Below are 21755 nucleotides of genomic sequence, written 5' to 3'. Positions count from 1 at the left end.
TATGCATCGTTGTTAAGTGATTACCTTTGTCTTATTTAGATAAATGGACTCGCTAAGGATATGCGCCATTTATCAGGAATGCCATTATGAGCCTGATTATTGATGTTATTTCGCGAAAAACATCCGTCAAACAAACGCTGATTAATCCTGGCGACGTTACGGTTGTCATTTATGAGCCCTCCGTGGTGCAGGTTCATGCTCAGGCCTCTGCCGTTGCGCGTTACATCCGTGAAGGAAATGACCTGCTGATCTATATGCAGGACGGCACGGTGATCCGCTGCAACGGTTATTTCCTGCAAGCGGCAAATACCAGCGAACAATCTCAACTGGTGTTTGCCGATGGTCAACAGCTGACACATGTCACCTTTGCCGATACCGCCGCCGGTGGCTTAGCGCCCGTGGAGCTGACCGCTCAGACTACCGCAATTGAAAGCATTGCGCCGTATCTTGATACCGTCGCTCAGACCAGTGCCTTCCCGTGGGGATGGTTAGCGGGTGCCGCGGTAGGTGGTGGCGCGCTTGGCGCTTTACTGGCAAGCGGTGGTGATGATGACTCAAAAACTGAAGTGGTTAACAACCCACCGCCAGCCGAACCCGGCAATGCCACTCCATCGTTTTTGGTAACCGATAATCAGGGCGATCAACGCGGTATTCTTTCCGCCAACGATATCACCGATGACACTACGCCAACCTTTATCGGCAGCGGGCAGGCGGGGGCGACTATTCAGATTAAAGACAGTAACGGCAATACTATTGCCAGTACTCAGGTAGACAACAACGGTCACTGGAGTGTCTCGTTACCCACGCAAAGTGCAGGTGAACATACCTGGTCAGTGGTGCAAATTGTCGGCAGTACCATCACTGACGCCGGTTCGATAACGTTAACCATCGACAATAGTCAGGCTGTCGTACAGCTCGCCACCACCGCAGGCGATAACATCATTAACGCCAGCGAACAGGCCGCCGGGTTTACGCTTTCTGGCACGACGAGCAACCTGGCGCAGGGAACCGAACTCACCGTCACGCTAAATGGTAAAACCTACACCACCAGCGTAGGCGCTAACGGCGCGTGGAGCGTGCAGGTGCCGACCGCCGATGCGCAGGCGTTAGGCGAAGGGAATCAGGCGGTGCTGGTCAGCGGGAAAGACGCCACAGGCAATACCGTCACTGGCGCGCAGCTGCTAACGGTCGATACCCAACCGCCAACGCTTGCCATCAACACTATCGCTCAGGACAACATCGTCAGTGCTGCGGAACATAACGCCGCGCTGGTACTGAGCGGCACTTCGAATGCAGAAGCGGGGCAAACAGTAACCCTGACCGTCAACGGGAAAAGCCATTCAGCAACCGTCGGTAGCGACGGAACCTGGCAAGTGACGCTGCCTGCCACGGAGGTCCAGGCACTGGCGGAGGGGGACTACGCTGTCAATGCCAGTGTCAGCGATCGGGCAGGGAACACCACCAGCAACAGCGCGAATTTCACGGTAGACACCTCAGCACCCGTGGTCAGCGTTAACACCGTGGCGGGCGACGATATTCTTAATAATGCCGAGCAGGCCGTCGCGCAGATCATCTCCGGACAAGTCAGCGGTGCTTCTCCAGGCGATACGGTAACGGTGAAATTGGGCACTCATGTCCTGACGGGCATCGTGCTGGCAGATGGCAGCTGGAATGTGGCGCTTGATCCGGCGGTAACTCGCACTTTAGCGCGTGGCCCTAACGATATTATCGTCACGGTGACCGATGCCGCCGGAAATACCGGTACAGCGACTCATAACATCATCCTGGCGGGCGTCGCGCCGCAAGTCGCGATAGATGCTATCAGCGGAGATAACGTACTGAATGCGTTGGAGTCTCAGCAGCCGCTAACGTTAAGCGGCACCAGCAATTTGCCCGATGGCGGTACAGTTAGCGTGACGTTGAATAATGTCACGTATAGCGCTCAGGTCAGCGGCGGCGTCTGGTCGCTGAGCGTTCCGGTGAGTGATGTTGTTAATCTTGCGAACACCAATTACACCGTCACTGCCAGCGCCACCGATGTGACCGGCAACACTGGCACCGCGCAGAGCAATTTGCTGGTCGATACGGTGCTGCCGCAGGTGATCATCAACACCTTTGCGGGCGACAACATTGTCAACAACGCCGAAGCGGGAGCAGATCAAACCCTGAGTGGCGTCGTCGTGGGCGCCGCGCAGGGCGATACGGTCACTATTGAACTGGGCGGCAATACTTACACGGCGACGGTGGGCAGCAATCTCACCTGGAGCGTGAACGTTCCGGCGGCAGATTTACAGGCGCTGGGCGATGGTGCGTTAACCATTAATGCTTCGGTTACTACCGTACATGGCAATACGGGTAGCAGTGCGCTTGATATCACCATCAGCGCCGGGCTGCCGGGGCTGCGCATTGACACCATCGCGGGCGATGATGTGATCAATGCCGTTGAGCAGCAGCAAAACCTGATTATCACCGGTAGCAGTACTAATTTGCCCGCCGGAAGAGTGGTCACTGTTTTGCTCGGCGGCAACACCTACCAGGGGGTGACCGACAGCAACGGCAACTGGCAGGTAGGCGTGCCTGCGGCAGATCTACAGGCACTGACGCCGGGTACGATAGTGGTTAATGCCAGCGCAACGGACCCCGCCGGGAACCCGGTTACTATCGATCGCAACGTGGAGGTTAATCCGGGCGCGGTGCTTATTACCATCAATACCGTCTCCGGCGATGACATTATCAATGCCGCAGAAAAAGGCGCGCCATTGACGCTGACCGGTACCACGCAGCTGGTGGAAACCGGGCAAACCGTAGTAGTGAAATTCGCCGGGCAGACCTTTACCACTACCGTTCAGGCAGGTGGCGGCTGGAGCCTGACCGTTCCCGCCAGCGCGGTGAGTAGCCTGGCAGACGGTGCGGCGGAAATCACTGCGACCGTCACTAATATCAGCGGTAACACAGGCGACACCTCCCGCACCATTACCGTCGACAGCCAGGCCCCGGCCTTAAGCATTGACTCGCTGACGGCTGATAACATCATCAATGCCGCCGAAAGTGGTCAGGATCTGCAAATCACGGGCACCACCGACGCTCAGCCGGGGCAGACGGTGACCGTCACGCTTAATGGGCAGACCTATCAGGGCGTCGTGCAGTCAGATGGCTCCTGGAGCGTGACCGTTCCCACCGCCAACGTTGGCGCACTGGCTGACGGCAACGCCACGGTGACCGCGAGCGTGAACGATGTCGCGGGTAATCCGACCAGCGTCTCACGGGTGGCGCTGGTCGATGCCACGCCGCCGGTGGTGACCATTAATCCGGTGGCAACCGATAACGTCATTAACACGCCGGAACATACCCAGGCGCAAATCATCAGCGGCACGGTCACCGGCGCGCAGGCGGGCGATATTGTCACCGTTACGCTGAATGATGTGGATTACACCACGGTGGTGGATGCTTCCGGCAACTGGAGTCTGGGCGTTCCGGCCTCCGTTGTCAGCGGACTGGTGGACGGCAGTTATCCGATCAACGTTTCAGTGACTGATCGCGCCGGAAATACGGGTAGCCAGTCACTGACCGTCACGGTTGATACCGCCGCGCCGGTGATTGGCATTAACACCATTGCGGGCGATGATGTGATTAACGCCAGCGAAAAAGGGGCCGATGTTCAAATTACCGGCACCAGCGATCAGCCTGTTAATACCGCCATCACAGTGACGCTGAACGGGCAAAATTACACCACCACGACCGACGCCTCCGGTAACTGGAGCGTCACCGTTCCGGCATCGGCGGTAACCGCACTGGGCCAGGCCAACTATACGGTAACGGCGGCGGTGACCAGCGATATCGGCAACAGCGCCACCGCCAGCCATAACGTGCTGGTCGACAGCGCGCTGCCCGGCGTGACTATTAACCCGGTGGCAACCGACGATATTATTAACGCCGCCGAAGCGGGGGCTGCGCAAACCATCAGCGGGCAGGTTACCGGAGCTGCCGTTGGCGACACGGTAACCGTTACGCTGGGCGGTAATACTTACACCGCCACCGTGCAGGCCAATTTAAGCTGGAGCGTGAGCGTTCCGGCGGCGGATATTCAGGCGCTGGGCAATGGCGATTTAACGGTAAGCGCCTCGGTCACCAATCAAAACGGCAACACCGGCAGCGGCACACGGGATATCACCATTGACGCCAATCTGCCCGGTCTGCGGGTCGATACGGTGGCGGGTGATGATGTGGTCAATATCATCGAACACGGGCAGGCGCTGGTGGTCAGCGGCAGCAGCTCAGGGCTGGCTGAAGGCACGCCGCTTACCGTTACGATTAATAATGTGGAATACACCACTGCGGTGCAGGCCGATGGTAGCTGGAGCGTGGGCGTCACGGCGGCGCAGGTTAGCGCCTGGCCTGCGGGGACGGTGTCTATTGCTGTATCCGGGGAAAGTAGCGCCGGAAATCCGATAAGCATTACGCATCCGGTAACGGTCGATCTCACGCCGGCGGCGATCACCATCAACACAATCGCTACGGACGACGTGATTAACGCCGCAGAAAAAGGCGCTAATTTAACTCTTTCCGGCACCACTACTAATGTAGAGCCAGGACAAACCGTCACCGTCACCTTTGGCGGGAAAAATTACACCGCCAGCGTGGCGAGCGATGGTAGCTGGACTGCCACCGTTCCTGCCGCCGATCTGGCAGCATTACCTGAGGGCAGCGCCTCCGCGCAGGCCAGCGTCAGCAATATCAATGGCAATAGCGCCTCGGCGGTGCATAACTACAGCGTCGATAGCAGCGCGCCAACCATCATTATCAATACCGTCGCCAGCGACAATATCGTTAACGCCAGCGAAGCCGATACGGGCGTGACGGTGAGCGGCAGCACCACCGCTGAAGCGGGGCAGATTGTTACGGTAACGCTCAATAGCCCGACCGTGCAGACGTATCAGGCAACGGTGCAGGCCGACGGCAGCTGGAGTATTACTATTCCGGCGGCAGATCTTGAGGCATTGACGGATGGCAGCCACACTCTGACGGCAACAGTCAATGACAAAGCGGGCAACCCGGCGAGCACCACGCATAATCTGGCAGTGGATCTCACCGTTCCGGTACTGACCATTAACACCATTGCGGGCGATGATATTATTAACGCCGCCGAACACGGGCAGGCGCTGGTGATTTCCGGTTCCAGCACCGGCGGAGAAGCGGGCGATGTCGTCAGCGTCACGCTAAACAGTAAAACCTACACCACGACGCTGGATGCTTCCGGCAACTGGAGCGTCGGCGTTCCGGCGGCTGATGTCTCTGCGCTGGGCAGCGGCCCGCAAACCGTGACGGCGACCGTTACCGATGTGGCTGGCAACAGCGACAACGAGACGCACACGGTCACCGTTAACCTTACCGCGCCGACCATTGGCATCAACCCCATTGCCAGCGATGACGTGATTAATGCCACGGAAAAAGGCGCGGATCTGCAAATTTCCGGCACCAGTAATCAGCCCGCAGGCACCACAATTACGGTGACGCTTAACGGGCAAAATTACTCCGCCACGACGGACGCCGCAGGCAACTGGAGCACCACGGTGCCAGCCTCTGCCGTCGGTGCGCTGGGCGAAGCCAGTTACACGGTGACGGCGAACGTCACCGACAGCGCGGGCAACAGCAATTCCGCCAGCCATAACGTGCAGGTGAATACCGCGCTGCCGGGTGTCACCATTAATCCGGTGGCGACCGACGATATTATTAACGCGGCGGAATCGGGCGTGGCGCAGACCATCAGCGGCCAGGTGACGGGCGCGGCGGCGGGCGATACGGTTACCGTGACGCTTGGCGGGAAAACCTACACCGCTACTGTGCAGGGTAATTTAAGCTGGAGCGTGGACGTTCCGGCGGCGGATATTCAGGCCATCGGTAATGGCGACCTGACAGTTAACGCCTCGGTGACCAACGGCGTGGGTAATACCGGCAGCGGTGCGCGCGATATTGTGGTAGACGCCAATCTGCCAGGTCTGCGCGTTGATACCGTGGCGGGCGATGATGTGGTTAACAGCATCGAGCACGGTCAGGCACTGGTGATAACCGGTAGCAGCAGCGGGCTGGCGGCGGGCGCGGCGCTGACGGTGGTGATTAACACGGTCACTTACGCTGCGACAGTATTAGCCGATGGCACGTGGAGCCTTGGCGTTCCGGCAGCAGATGTGGGCAACTGGCCTGCGGGGACGGTGGATATCACGGTTTCAGGCGCCAGTAGCGCAGGAAACCCGGTCACCATCACCCATCCGGTCACCGTCGATCTGGCGGCGGTGGCGATCTCCATTAACACCGTTTCCGGCGATGATGTGATTAACGCCGCCGAAAAAGGGGCAGATTTAACCCTTTCCGGCAGCACTTCCGGCGTGGAAGCGGGGCAAACCGTCACCGTCACCTTTGGCGGCAAAACCTATACCGCTACCGTAGCGGGCGATGGCAGCTGGACAACCACCGTACCCGCCGCCGATCTCAGCGCGTTACGTGACGGCGACGCCACGGTACAGGCCAGTGTCAGCAATATAACGGCAACACGGCTTCGGCAACCCACGCCTATAGCGTCGATGCCACGGCACCGACGCTTGCCATTAACACTATTGCCACCGACGATATTCTTAACGCCGCTGAGGCGGGCAATCCGTTAACCATCAGCGGCACCAGCACCGCCGAAGCGGGGCAAACGGTAACCGTCACGCTTAATGGTGTGGCTTACATCGGCACCGTTCAGGCGGGCGGTAGCTGGAGCGTCAGCGTGCCGACAACAGATCTCAGCAATCTGACCGCCAGCCCGTACACGGTCAGCGCCTCGGTAAGCGACAAAGCGGGTAACCCGGCGACCGCCACTCACGGCCTGGCGGTGGATCTCACCGTGCCAGTTTTAACCATTAACACCGTCTCCGGCGATGACATCATTAACGCCACCGAACACGGACAGGCGCTGGTGATCTCCGGTTCCAGCACTGGCGGCGAAGCGGGCGATGTCATCACCATCACGTTAAACAGTAAAACTTATACCACCACGCTGGATGCCTCCGGCAACTGGAGCGTCGGCGTTCCGGCAGCAGACGTCACTGCGCTGGGCAGCGGCCCGCAAACCATCACTGCGGCAATTACCGATGCGGCAGGCAACAGCGATGATGCCAGCCGCGCGGTCACCGTAAATCTCACCGCGCCAACCATTGGCATCAACACTATCGCCAGCGATGACGTGATTAACGCCACAGAAAAAGGCGCGGATCTGCAAATCACCGGCAGCAGTAATCAGCCCGCAGGCACCACAATAACGGTGACGCTGAACGGGCAAAATTACACCGCTACCACCGATAGCAGTGGCAACTGGAGCGCCACGGTGCCAGCCTCGGCAGCTAGCGCGTTGGGTGAAGCCAACTACACGGTAACGGCGAGCGTTACCGACACGGCAGGCAACAGTAATTCTGCCAGCCATAATGTGCTGGTCAACAGCGCCTTACCTGGCGTTACCATTAACGCAGTGGCAACCGATGACATTATTAATGCCGCCGAAGCGGGCAGTGCGCAAACCATCAGCGGGCAGGTGACGGGCGCGGCGGCGGGCGATACGGTCACCGTCACGCTGGGCGGCAACACCTACACCGCTACGGTGCAGGCTAATTTAAGCTGGAGTGTCAGCGTTCCGGCGGCGGATATTCAGGCGCTGGGTAACGGCGACCTGACAGTTAACGCCTCGGTCACCAACGTCGTGGGCAACAGCGGCAGCGGCTCGCGCGATATCACTATCGATGCCAATCTGCCTGGTTTGCGGGTCGATACCGTGGCGGGCGATGATGTTATTAACAGCATTGAGCACAATCAGGCGCTGGTGATAACAGGTAGCAGCACCGGGCTGACGGCAGGAACGGCATTAACGGTCGTGATTAACAACGTCACTTACGCTGCCACGGTGTTAGCTGACGGTACATGGAACCTCGGCGTTCCGGCGGCAGACGTCAGCAACTGGCCTGCGGGTACGGTGGATATCACGGTAAGCGGCACCAACAGCGCCGGAACAACCTCCACCATTACCCATCCGGTTACCGTCGATCTGGCGGCGGTCGCCATCACCATTAACACTCTCTCCGGCGATGATGTGATCAATGCCGTCGAAAAAGGCGAAACGCTGGTGGTGAGCGGCAGTACCAGCGGTGTAGAAGCCGGGCAGACGGTGACCGTCACCTTTGGCGGTAAAAATTACACCACCACTGTGGAAGCCAACGGTAGCTGGACGGTGAATGTGCCTCCTGCCGATCTCGCTGCGTTGCCGGACGGCGCGGGCAACGTGCAGGCGAGTGTCAGCAACATTAACGGCAACAGCGCCCAGGCCGATCGCGCGTACAGCGTCGATGCCACCGCGCCGCTTGTGACCATCAACACCATCGCCAGCGACGATATTCTCAACGTGAGTGAAGCGGGCGCGGGGATAACCATCAGCGGCACCACCACGGCGCAGGCCGGGCAGACGCTGACTGTCACGCTCAATAACAACACGTACCAGACTACCGTCCAGGCCGATGGCACCTGGAGTGTGAACGTTCCGGCGACAGATTTAAGCGGATTAACCGCCAGCAGTTATACCGTAACCGCCACGGTGAGCGACAAAGCGGGCAACCCGGCAAGCGCGGATCATGCACTGGCGGTGGACGTTACCGCGCCGGATCTCACCATTAACACCGTCGCGGGAGATGACATTATCAACGCCATCGAACACGGGCAGGCGCTGGTGGTGAGCGGAACCAGTACGGGCGCGGCGGCAGGCGATGTGGTGACCGTCACGCTGAACGGTAAAAACTACACCACCACGCTGGACGCCTCCGGTAACTGGAGTGTGGGTATTCCGGCAGCGGATGTCACGGCACTGGCAACCGGTAGCCAGACCATCACCGCCAGCCTGAGCGATCGCGCGGGCAACAGCGACAGCACGACTCACGATGTGACCGTTGATCTCAGTGGCCCGACGCTGACCATTAACACTGTCTCCGGTGATGACATTATTAATAATGCGGAGAAAACCCAGGATCTGACCATCAGCGGCGGCTCCAGCGGTCTGGCGACTGGCACCACGGTCACCGTGATGTTGAACGGCCTGGCGTACAGCGCCACCACCGACGGTACCGGCAACTGGAGCGTTACCGTGCCCGCTTCGGCGGTTGGCGCACTGGGCGAGGCGGTATACCAGATTAGCGCCAGCGCCACCGACAGCGCGGGCAACAGCGGCAGCACCACCCATACGGTGAATGTCGAATCGCTCCTGCCTGGGGTAATCATTAATACCGTGGCGGGCGATGACATTATCAACGCCGCTGAAATCGCCGTTAATCAGACCATCAGCGGTCAGGTCACGGGAACAGCGGTTGCGGGGAATACGGTGATTGTCACCATTGGCGGCAATCAATATAACGCCACCGTGCAGTCAGATTTAAGCTGGAGCGTCAGCGTACCTGCGAACGTTTTGCAAGCGCTGGGCAACGGTGAACTGACCATCAGCGCCTCGGTGACTAATTCCGCAAATAATACCGGCACCACAACGCACGATATCGTGATAGATGCCAATCTGCCAGGTCTACGGGTCGATACCGTGGCAGGCGATGATGTGGTCAATATTATCGAGCATGGTCAGGCTCTGGTGGTCACCGGTAGCAGTACCGGACTGGCGGTGGGGGCGGCGTTGACGGTAGTGATCAACGGCGTCACCTATGGCGCAACGGTCCTCGCTGATGGCACATGGAGCGTCGGCGTTCCGGAGACGGATGTCACAAACTGGCCTGCGGGGACGGTCAATATTGCCGTCTCTGGCACTAATACTGCCGGAACCACAACCAGCATCAGCCATCCGGTCACGGTCGATCTCGCGGCCGTGGCGATTACCATTAACACCCTTTCCACTGACGATGTGATTAACGCCGCCGAAAAAGGCAGCGATTTGCAGCTCTCCGGCACCACCTCCGATGTGGAAGCGGGGCAAACCATCACCGTTATCTTCGGCGGCAAAAGCTACACCACCACGGTTGCCGCGGGCGGCACCTGGGGGCTGACAATCCCAGCAGCCGATCTCGCAACCTTGCCTGACGGCGCAGCAAACGTCCAGGCCAGCGTCAGCAACGTCGCAGGTAACAGCGCCCAGGCAACGCATGCTTACAGCGTCGATGCCACCGCGCCCTCCGTTACCATCAACACCATCGCCACGGACGATATTCTTAACGCCGCCGAAGCGGGATCGGCGCTGACCATCAGCGGTACCAGCACGGCGGAAGCCGGGCAGACGGTGACCGTGACGCTAAACGGCGTCAATTACAGCGGCAACGTGCAGGCAGACGGGAGCTGGAGCGTCAGCGTATCAACTGGCGATTTAGCCAACCTCACTGCCAGCTCGTATACCGTCAACGCCTCGGTAAGCGACAAAGCCGGAAATCCGGCCTCGGCAACGCATAACCTGACGGTAGACCTTGCCGCTCCGGTCGTCACCATTAACACGGTAGCGGGCGATGACGTGATTAACGCCACGGAACATGCTCAGGCGCAGATTATCAGCGGCTCGGCAACGGGCGCGACGACGGGTAACACGGTTTCCGTGACGATTGGCACGACCACCTACACCACCGTGCTGGACGCCAACGGCAACTGGAGCATCGGTGTGCCTGCCAGCGTGATTTCCGCGCTGGCCCAGGGCGATGTGACCATTACCGCCACGGTTACCGACTCCGCAGGCAACAGCGGCACGGCCTCGCACACTGTCAGCGTGGCGCTCGGTGCACCGATACTCGCCATTAACACCATCGCCGTCGATGACATCATCAACGCCATGGAGAAAGGCGCGGATCTGTCGATTTCCGGCACCAGCAACCAGCCTGCGGGCACGCAGGTAACTGTTACGCTCAACGGGCAAAATTACACCACCACTGCCGATGCTTCCGGGAACTGGAGCGTGACTGTTCCGGCGTCTGCGGTTGGTACGCTCGGTGAAGCGACTTATACGGTGACTGCCGCCGCAACCGATGTTGATGGCAATAGCGGTTCCGCCAGCCATAACGTGCAGGTTAATACCGCGCTACCGGGCGTCACCATTAACGTTGTGGCAACGGACGATATTATTAACGCCGCCGAAGCGGGGGCAACTCAAACTATCAGCGGGCAGGTCACGAGGGCCGCGGCGGGCGACACGGTGACCGTGACGCTAGGCGGGGCGACTTACACCGCTACGGTACAGGCAGACTTAAGCTGGAGTGTCGATGTTCCGGCTTCGGCGTTACAGGCGTTGGGCAACGGAGAGCTGACCATTTCGGCTTCGGTAACGAACAGCGTAGGCAATACCGGTAACGGCACGCGCGAAATCACCATAGACGCGAATCTCCCCGGTCTGCGGGTCGATACCGTGGCGGGCGATGATGTGGTCAACATTATCGAGCACGGTCAGGCGCTGGTGATTACCGGCAGCAGCTCTGGGCTGGCGATGGGTAGCAATGTCACGCTGACCATTAACGGGCAAACCTATGTTGCGGCAGTGCTGGCGGATGGCACCTGGAGCGTCGGCGTTCCGGCGGTGGATGTCAGCGCCTGGCCTGCGGGGGCGGTGACGATTACGGCGAGCGGCAGCACTACTGCCGGAAACCCGGTCAGCGTCACCCATCCGGTGACTGTCGATCTCTCGGCGGTGGCGGTCAGCATCAACGCCATTACCGCCGATGATGTGATTAACGCCGCTGAAAAAGGCGCGGCATTAACGCTCTCCGGCAGCACTTCCGGCGTCGAAGCCGGACAAACGGTCACCGTGACCTTTGGCGGTAAAACCTATACTGCAAGTGTCGCGGCGAATGGTTCCTGGAGCACCACGGTTCCGGCGGCGGATATGGCAGCCCTGCGTGATGGTGATGCCAGCGCGCAGGCCAGCGTCAGCAACGTTAACGGCAACAGTGCCACCACTACCCACGCTTACAGCGTCGATGCCACCGCGCCAACGGTGACCATTAACACCATTGCGGGCGACGATATTCTTAACGCCGCCGAAGCGGGTGCGGCGCTGACCATCACCGGCAGCAGCACGGCGGAAGCCGGGCAGACGGTGACCGTCACGCTCAATGGCGCAAACTATACTGGCACGGTACAAACGGACGGCAGCTGGAGTATCAGCGTACCGCCAGCCGACTTAAGCGCTCTGACCGCCAGCATCTACACCGTCAGCGCGGCGGTGAGCGACAAGGCCGGAAACCCGACCTCGGTTAACCACAACCTGACGGTGGATACTTCCGTTCCGGTCGTCACCATCAACACGGTGGCGGGCGATGATGTGATCAACGCGGCGGAACACGCCCAGGCGCAGATCATCAGCGGCTCCGCCACGGGTGCGGCAACCGGTAGCACAGTCACGGTGACTATCGGCTCAAATACCTTCACCACGGTGCTGGATGCCAGCGGCAACTGGAGCATCGGCGTCCCGGCAAGCGTTGTTTCGGCACTGGCAAACGGCACGGTGACCATTAACGCCAGCGTCACTGACGCCGCCGGAAACAGCGGCAGCGCCACCCATCAGGTGACGGTCAATACTGGCCTGCCGACCATTACTTTTAACGCCATCAGCAGCGATAACGTCCTGAACGCCGATGAAAAAGGCCAGCCGTTGACCATCAGCGGTAGCAGTACGGGGCTGGCGACCGGCGCACAGGTTACCGTCACGCTCAACGGTCATAACTACAGCGCTACCACCGACGCAGCAGGCAACTGGACCTTAACCGTGCCGGTGAGCGATCTGGCGGCCTTAGGTCAGGCTAACTATACCGTCAGCGCCAGCGCCACCAGTGCGGCAGGCAACACCGCCAGCAGCCAGGCGAATTTACTGGTCGACAGCGGCCTGCCAGGCGTCACCATCAACACCGTGGCAGGCGACGATATTATCAACGCCGCCGAAGCAGGTGTCGCTCAAACCATCAGCGGGGTGGTGACCCGCGCCGCCGCTGGCGATACGGTTACTGTGACGCTGGGCGGCAACACTTACACCACCACGGTACAGGGCAACTTAAGCTGGAGTATCAGCGTTCCGGCAGCCGATCTCCAGGCGCTGGGAAATGGTGATTTGATCATTACCGCCTCGGTCACCAACGCGAATGGCAACACCGGTAGCGGCACGCGGGATATCACCATTGATGCCAACCTGCCGGGGCTGCGCGTGGATACCGTGGCGGGCGATGATATCGTCAACAGCATCGAGCATGGTCAGGCACTGGTGATCACTGGTGGCAGTAGTGGCCTGAATGCAGGTGCTGTGCTGACGGTTACCATCAACAGTGTGGCTTATTCTGCCACGGTACAGGCAGACGGGAGCTGGAGCGTCGGCATTCCAGCAGCAAGCGTCAGTGCATGGCCAGCGGGGCCGTTAACCGTTGAAGTGACAGGCCAGAGCAGCGCCGGAAACCCGGTCAGCGTCAGCCATCCGTTCACCGTCGATTTAACGGCGGTGGCAATCAGCATCAACACCGTTGCCAGCGACGACGTGATTAACGCCGCCGAAAAAGGCACCAATCTGACCCTTTCTGGCAGCACCAGTGGGATTGAAAACGGGCAAACCGTTACCGTCACTTTTGGCGGCAAAACCTACACCGCAAGCGTCGCCGCCAACGGTAGCTGGAGCGTGAACGTTCCAGCGGCAGATTTGGCAAGCCTGCCAGACGGCGCGGCGAACGTGCAGGCCAGTGTCAGCAGTGCGAGCGGCAACAGCGCGTCGGCAACTCATGCGTATAGCGTCGATGCCAGCGCACCGACGCTCACCATTAATACCATCGCCAGCGATGACATCCTTAACGCCACGGAGGCGGGAAGCCCGCTCACCATCAGCGGCACCAGCACCGCCGAAACCGGGCAGACGGTCACCGTCACTCTTAACGGCGCAACCTACACCGGCAATGTACAGGCGGACGGTAGCTGGAGCGTCAGCGTTCCCACTTCAGCCCTGGGCGCTCTGACTGCAAGCAATTACACCGTCAGCGCCACGGTCAACGACAAAGCGGGCAACCCCGGCAGCGCCAGCCATAATCTGGCGATAGACACCACCGCGCCGGTTCTCACCATTAACACCGTGGCGGGCGATGACATCCTTAACGACGCCGAACACGCCCAGGCGCTGGTGATCTCCGGTACCAGTACGGGCGGGGAAGCGGGCGATGTGGTGAGCGTTGTGCTCAATGGCAAAACGTATACCACGACGCTGGATGCCTCCGGTAACTGGAGCGTTGGCGTTCCAGCAGCGGATGTTACGGCACTCAGTAGCGGCGCACAGACCATCACCGCCAGCGTCAGCGATCGGGCGGGCAACAGCGACGACGCCAGCCGAACCGTCACCGTTAACCTCACCGCGCCAGCGATTAGCATCAACACCATCGCGGGCGATGACGTGATCAACGCGACGGAAAAAGGATCGAATCTGGCTCTTTCCGGCACCAGCGATCAGCCTGCGGGCACGGCGATCACCGTCACGCTGAATGGACAAAACTACAGCGCCACCACCGATGCCTCCGGCAACTGGAGCGTCACCGTGCCCGCCTCGGCGGTCAGTGCACTGGGCGAAGCCACCTACAGCGTGACGGCGAGCGTCACCAACGCCCAGGGTAACAGCAGCACCGCCAGCCATAACGTGCAGGTCATTACCGCGCTGCCGGGCGTCACCATTAATCCGGTGGCGACGGACGATATTATCAATGCTTCAGAGGCGGGCAGCGCGCAAACTATCAGCGGCCAGGTAACCGGGGCGGTGGCTGGCAGCACCGTCACCGTTGAACTGGGTGGTAAAACTTACACCGCCACTGTGCAGGCTGATTTAAGCTGGAATGTAAGCGTACCAGCCGCTGACTGGCAGGCGTTAGGTAACGGTGAATTAACCGTTAATGCCTCGGTGACCAACGCCGTTGGCAACACCGGCAGCGGCATGCGTGATATCACCATCGATGCCAGTCTGCCCGGTCTGCGGGTGGATACCGTCGCAGGCGATGATGTGGTCAATATCATCGAACACGCTCAGGCGGAGGTGATTACCGGGAGCAGCTCCGGCTTTACGGCAGGTACGGCGCTGACCGTGGTGATAAATAACCAAACTTATGCCGCCACGGTGTTGGCGAACGGCACCTGGAGCGTCGGCGTTCCGGCGGCGGATGTCAGTAACTGGCCTGCGGGAACGCTGAATATTACCGTTAGCGGGGCGAACAGTGCCGGAACACAAACCAGCATTACCCATCCGGTGAGCGTTGATCTCACTACCGTCGCCATCAGCATGAACAGCATCACCAGCGATGATGTGATTAACGCCACTGAAAAAGGTGCGGCGCTAACGCTCTCCGGTAGCACATCCGGCGTCGAAGCGGGGCAAACCGTTACCCTTACTTTTGGCGGCAAAACTTACACCACCACGGTGGCGGCAAACGGTAGCTGGAGCACCACCGTTCCGACTGCGGATTTGGCGGCTCTGCGTGACGGCGATGCCAGCGCCCAGGTGCGGGTGACTAACGTCAACGGCAACAGCGCCACGACAACGCATGAATACAGCGTCGATAGCGCCGCGCCAACGGTGACCATCAACACCATTGCCAGCGATAACATCATCAACGCCAGCGAAGCGGCGGCGGGCGTCACGGTGTCCGGCACCAGCACCGCGGAAACCGGGCAGACGCTGACCGTCACGCTTAATGGCACTAACTACCAGACCACGGTACAGGCGGACGGCAGCTGGAGCTTAACGCTGCCTGCCAGTGACCTAACCGCACTTGCCAATAACGGCTACACCCTGACCGCCACGGTCAGCGATCTGGCGGGTAACCCTGGCAGCGCCAGCAAAGGCGTCACCGTCGATACCACCGCGCCCGTCATCAGCTTCAACACCGTGGCAGGCGATGACGTGATTAACAACGTCGAACACGCTCAGGCGCAGATTATCAGCGGCACCGCCACGGGCGCGGTCGCGGGTGACCGCCTGGTGGTGACCATCGCCGGGCAGCAGTATGTCACCAGCACCGATGCCAGCGGCAACTGGAGCGTTGGCGTGCCAGCCAACGTGGTTTCCGGCCTTGCAGACGGCACGGTGACCATCAGCGCCACCATCACCGACAGCGCAGGCAACAGCAGCATGCAGACGCACAACGTGCAGGTCAATACGGCGGTGGTGTCGCTCTCAGTCAGCACCATCAGTGGCGATAATATTATTAACGCCGCCGAAGCAGGCAGTGCGCTGACCCTGAGCGGCACTGGCACTAATTTCGCGACAGGCACGGTGGTGACCGTGTTGCTTAATGGCAAGGGCTACAGCGCCACCATTCAGAACAACGGGAGCTGGAGCGTGAATGTGTCGGCGGCAGACGTCGCGGCACTTGCGGATGGCACCAGCTACACGGTTAGCGCCTCCGCCCAGGACAGCGCAGGAAACAGCGCCACGGCCTCGCGCAGCGTGGCGGTGGATCTCACCGCACCGGTTATCAACATTAATACCGTTTCGACGGATGACCGACTCAACGCCGCCGAACAGCAGCAGCCGTTAACCCTTAACGGCTCGACCAACGCGGAAGCGGGGCAGACGGTCACTGTCACCTTTGGCGGCAAAACCTATACCGCCACGGTTGCCGCCAATGGCACCTGGGCGCTGAACGTGCCTGCGGCGGATCTGGCAGCACTCGGGCAAGGCGCGCAGACCATTACCGCCAGCGTGAACGATCGCGCCGGTAACCCCGGTCAAACCACGCACGCCCTGACTGTTGACACCGTTGCGCCGACGGTCACCATCGCCACCGTTGCGGGTGACGATATTATCAACAACGCCGAGCAGCTTGCCGGGCAGACCATCAGCGGCACCACCACCGCCGAAGTGGGCCAGACGGTGACCGTTACCTTTAACGGGCAAACCTGGACCGCAACGGTCGGCAGCGGCGGAAGCTGGTCGGTGTTTATTCCGGCGCAGCAGTTTGCCGGATTAAGCGACGGCAGCTACACCATTAGCGCGACGGTCAGCGATCAGGCCGGAAACCCCGGCAGCGCCAGCCGTGGCGTGACGCTGAACGGCGATGTGCCCACCGTCACCATCAATACCTTTGCGGGCGATGATGTGGTGAACGCGGCGGAACACGGCGCGTCTTTGGTGATCAGCGGCACCACCACCGCCCCAGTCGGGCAGACGCTGACTCTGACCTTAAACGGTAAAACCTACACCACTACGGTGCAGACCGGTGGTAGCTGGAGCTACACCCTCGGCAGTGCCGATGTCACCGCGCTGGCGGACGGCAATGCCTATGTGATTAACGCTTCGGTGAGCAATGCCATTGGCAACACCGGCAGCAGCAATCACACCATTACCGTCGATCTCAGCGCCCCGGCGATGGGCATTAATATTGATTCCCTGCAAGCCGACACTGGCCTTAGCGCCAGCGACTTTATCACCAGCGTCAGCCCGGTGGTGGTCAACGGCTCACTCACCGCCGCGCTTGCCAGTAACGAGACGGCGCAAATCAGTATCGACGGCGGTGTAACCTGGAGCACGCTTACCGTTACTGGCACGACCTGGCGCTATAACGACAGCCGCACGCTGACCGATGGTAACTATCTCTATCAGGTGCGGGTGATTGATGCGGCGGGCAACGTCGGGGCGACTGATAGCCGGAATGTGGTGATCGACACTACTGCGCCAGATCCCGCGGTGAAAACCATCACCATTAGCGCGATCACCACCGATACAGGTCTGATTACTAATGATTTTGTCACCAGCGACACGACGCTTGCGGTGAGTGGTACGCTCGGAGCGGCGCTCTCTGCTGGTGAGTTTGCGCAAATCAGTATCGATGGCGGCACCACCTGGCAGAATCTGGCGGTAAATGGATTAACCTGGACTTATCTTGACGGGCGCACGCTGACCGACGGTAACTACAACTATCAGGTACGGGTGATCGACACCGCCGGAAATATCGGCGCGACCGCCAGCCAGATCGTCACCGTGGATACCACCGCGCCGCTGGCGAGCAAAACCATCGTCATTGCGGGCATCAGCGATGACACCGGGTTAAGCAGCAGCGATTTTGTGACCCGTGACACTACGCTGACCGTGCGCGGGACGCTCGGCGCGGCGCTGGCGGCAGATGAACGGGCGCAAATCAGCCTTGATGGTGGCGTTACCTGGGCCACCTTAACCGTTATCGGCACCAGCTGGAGCTATGCCGATGGTCGCACGCTCACCGACGGCACATGGAATTACACGGTGCGGGTGGTGGATCTGGCGGGGAATGTCGGGCAGACCGCGACGCAAAACGTGGTGGTCGACACCATCAGCCCGGAAGCGGCGAAAAGCATCACTATTACCGGTATCAGCGATGACACCGGAGCCAGCAGCAGCGATTTTATTACCAGCGACACCACGCTTACCGTGCGCGGCGTGCTGGGCGCGGCGCTCGGCGCTAATGAGTTCGCGCAAATCAGTACCGACAACGGCGCAACCTGGGTGAACGTGACCGTTGCCGCAGACGGTCTGAACTGGACATATGTGGACGGGCGTACGCTGACCAACGGCACCACCACCTGGCAGGTGCGGGTGGTTGATTTAGCGGGCAACGTTGGCGCAACCGGCAGCCAGTCGGCGCAGATTGACACCGTTAACCCGGCGCAGGTGCTCACCATCGCCAGCATCAGTACCGATACGGGGAGTTCGGCCACCGACTTTATCACCAGCGATACCACGCTCACGCTGACCGGTTCGCTGGGGGCGGGGCTTGCCAGCGGCGAAGTGGCGCAGATTAGCCTCGATGGCGGCGCGACCTGGACCACGCTCACCACCAACGGTACGCAGTGGACTTACACTGACAGCCGCACGCTGACCGACGGCAGCTACGTTTATCAGGTACGGGTGCTGGATCTGGCGGGAAATACAGGCCCGGTGGTATCGAAAACGGTGGTGGTCGATACGATTAACCCCACCGCCACGCCGACCATTGTGTCGTATAACGATGATGTCGGGCAGCGGCAGGGGACATTAAGCAGTTCGCAGGCCACCGACGACACTACGCCGCTGTTAAACGGCGTGCTCTCTGCGCCGCTTGCCAGCGGTGAAGTCGTTTACCTCTACCGTAACGGTCTGCTGTTAGGTGCGGTAACGATGGTCGGCGCACTGAACTGGACTTACAGCGACAGTGGTCTGGTCAGCGGTGCCTATACCTACAGCGCACGAGTGGTGGATCTGGCAGGGAATATCACCTCCTCCAGTGATTTTGTTCTGACGGTCGATACCTCTATTCCGACGACGCTTGCGCAAATCACCAATCAAACCACGCGCGATACCACGCCGATTATCAGCGGCGTAATCACGGCGGCACTCGCCAGCGGGCAGTATGTTGAAGTGGTGATCAACGGCAAAACCTACACCTCGCAGCCGGGCGGTGCGGTGGTGGTCGATCCGGCGCACAACACCTGGTATGTGCAACTGCCGGATACCGACGCGCTGGCGGCATCTGCGACCGCCTATAACGTCACCGCGCAGGTGAAAAGCTCGGCGGGCAACGGCAATACCGCTAACGTCAGCAACGGCACAGTCACTGTTAACGCGGCAATTGATTACACACCAGCCTGGACCACCACCAGCAAATCCACCGCCTGGGGGCTGACCTACGGCCTCGACACACACGGGATGTGGACGGTGCTGGCCAACCAGCAAATTATGCAATCCACCGATCCGCTCACCTGGTCGAAAACCGCTCTGACGCTGGTGCAAAGTGGCAACAACTATGCCACCAGCTCCATCGCCGATTACAACCGTAACGGTACGGGCGATCTGTTTATTACTCGCGATGACTACGGCACGGGGTATATCAACGGCTTTACCAATAACGGCGATGGTACGTTTTCCAGCGCTATCCAGGTGAACGTTGGCACCCTGACGTGGTATGGCTCGATTGTGGCGTTCGATAAAGAGGGCGACGGTTATCTTGATTTCTGGATTGGCGACGCCGGGGGGCCGGACTCCAACACTTTCCTGTGGAACAACGCCGGCACCCTGACAGGCAACTCGACCACTGCTAATAACGGGGGGAGTGCTACGGTCGGTGGGGCGGTGACAGGTTATCTGTCACTCAACGAAGGTTCCGGTGTCGATCTTAATAATGACGGCAGGATTGACCTGGTTCAGCACACTTTCAACCTGAACAACAACTTCACCCTCTCATCGTTGATAAGTCAGGGCAATGGCACCTTCGTCTGGGGACAAAACACCGTCAATACTTTCCTCAGTAGTCCTGGCTCGGGGGGAAACTCGACATCCGTTTCCATGACATGGGCCGATTTCGATGGTGACGGCGATATGGATCTCTTCCTGCCCGCCAGCCAGGGAAGAGCTAACTACGGTTCGCTGTTATTCAACACCAACGGCGTGCTGGGTAGCCCGGTGGCGGTCGGCGCGACGGCAACCACCTACGCCAGTCAATTCAGCCTGGCCGTCGACTGGGATCATGACGGGTTAATGGACATCGCCCGTATCGCCCAGACCGGACAGTCGTATATTTATACCAACGTCAGCAACGCCAGCAACTGGACGCAGTCGGCACTCGGCGGCAGCCAGAGCGGCACCACCAGCGGCGTGGCGGCAATGGGCTACGACTGGGACGGCGCGGTGGATGTGCTGGTAACCAAACAGTCGGGCAGCGTGTTCCTCATCCGTAACACTAACACGGTGAGCTACGGCACCTCGTTGCACCTGCGTATCACCGATCCCAACGGTATTAACGTCTATTACGGCAATACCGTGAAGCTGTACAACTCGGCGGGCGTGCTGGTTGCCACACAAATCATCAACCCGCAGTCGGGGATGGGCGTTAACGACACCTCGGCGCTGGTCAACTTCTACGGACTTAATGCGGGAGAAACCTACAACGCGGTGCTGATCAAATCCACCGGTACTACCGCCAGCAATATCGACCAGACGGTAAACACCACATGGGGCGGCTTACAGGCCACCGATGCTACTCACGCTTACGATCTCAGTGCTGAAGCGGGTACGGCGAGCAACAACGGCAAGTTTGTCGGCACTGGCTATAACGACACCTTCTTCGCCACCGCAGGCACCGACACCTACGACGGTTCCGGCGGCTGGGTGTACAGCTCCGGCACAGGAACCTGGCTGGCGAACGGCGGCATGGACGTGGTCGATTTCCGTCTCTCAACGGTGGGCGTGACCGCTAACTTAAGCGTCACCACCGCCCAGGCCACAGGTTTTAATACCTCGACATTTACCAATATCGAGGGGATTTCCGGCTCGAATTTTAATGACACTCTGACCGGCAGCAGCGGCGATAACCAACTGGAAGGGCGCGGCGGCAACGACACGCTCAACATCGGCAACGGCGGCCACGATACCTTGCTCTATAAACTGCTTAACGCCAGTGACGCCACCGGGGGCAACGGTTCGGACGTGGTGAATGGCTTTACGGTAGGCACCTGGGAAGGCACCGCCGACACCGATCGCATTGATATTCGTGAACTGTTACAGGGCAGCGGCTACACCGGAAACGGCAAAGCCAGCCATGTCAACGGTGTGGCAACGCTGGATGCCCAGGCCGGAAACATCGGTGATTTTGTCAAAGTCACCCAGAGCGGCAGCGACACCATCGTGCAGATCGACCGTGACGGCACGGGCGGCGGCTTTGCGACAACTAACGTGGTCACGCTGACGGGCGTGCATACCGACCTCGCCACCTTACTGGCGAATCATCAGTTGATGGTGGTGTAGA

1 pseudogene is annotated in these 21755 nt (G+C 59.8%); it reads left to right on the top strand.

The features are described 5' to 3' along the window. Positions 1-86 precede the first annotated feature (86 nt). Positions 87-21754, top strand: a pseudogene (locus tag FQZ95_RS04410) (Ig-like domain-containing protein). Position 21755 lies beyond the last annotated feature (1 nt).

It is taken from the genome of Escherichia sp. HH41S, assembly GCF_009820115.1.
GTDB classification, from domain to species: domain Bacteria; phylum Pseudomonadota; class Gammaproteobacteria; order Enterobacterales; family Enterobacteriaceae; genus Escherichia; species Escherichia coli_F.
The sequence above is the reverse complement of the archived record's forward strand: the minus strand, read 5'-3'. Positions and strand labels throughout refer to the sequence as shown.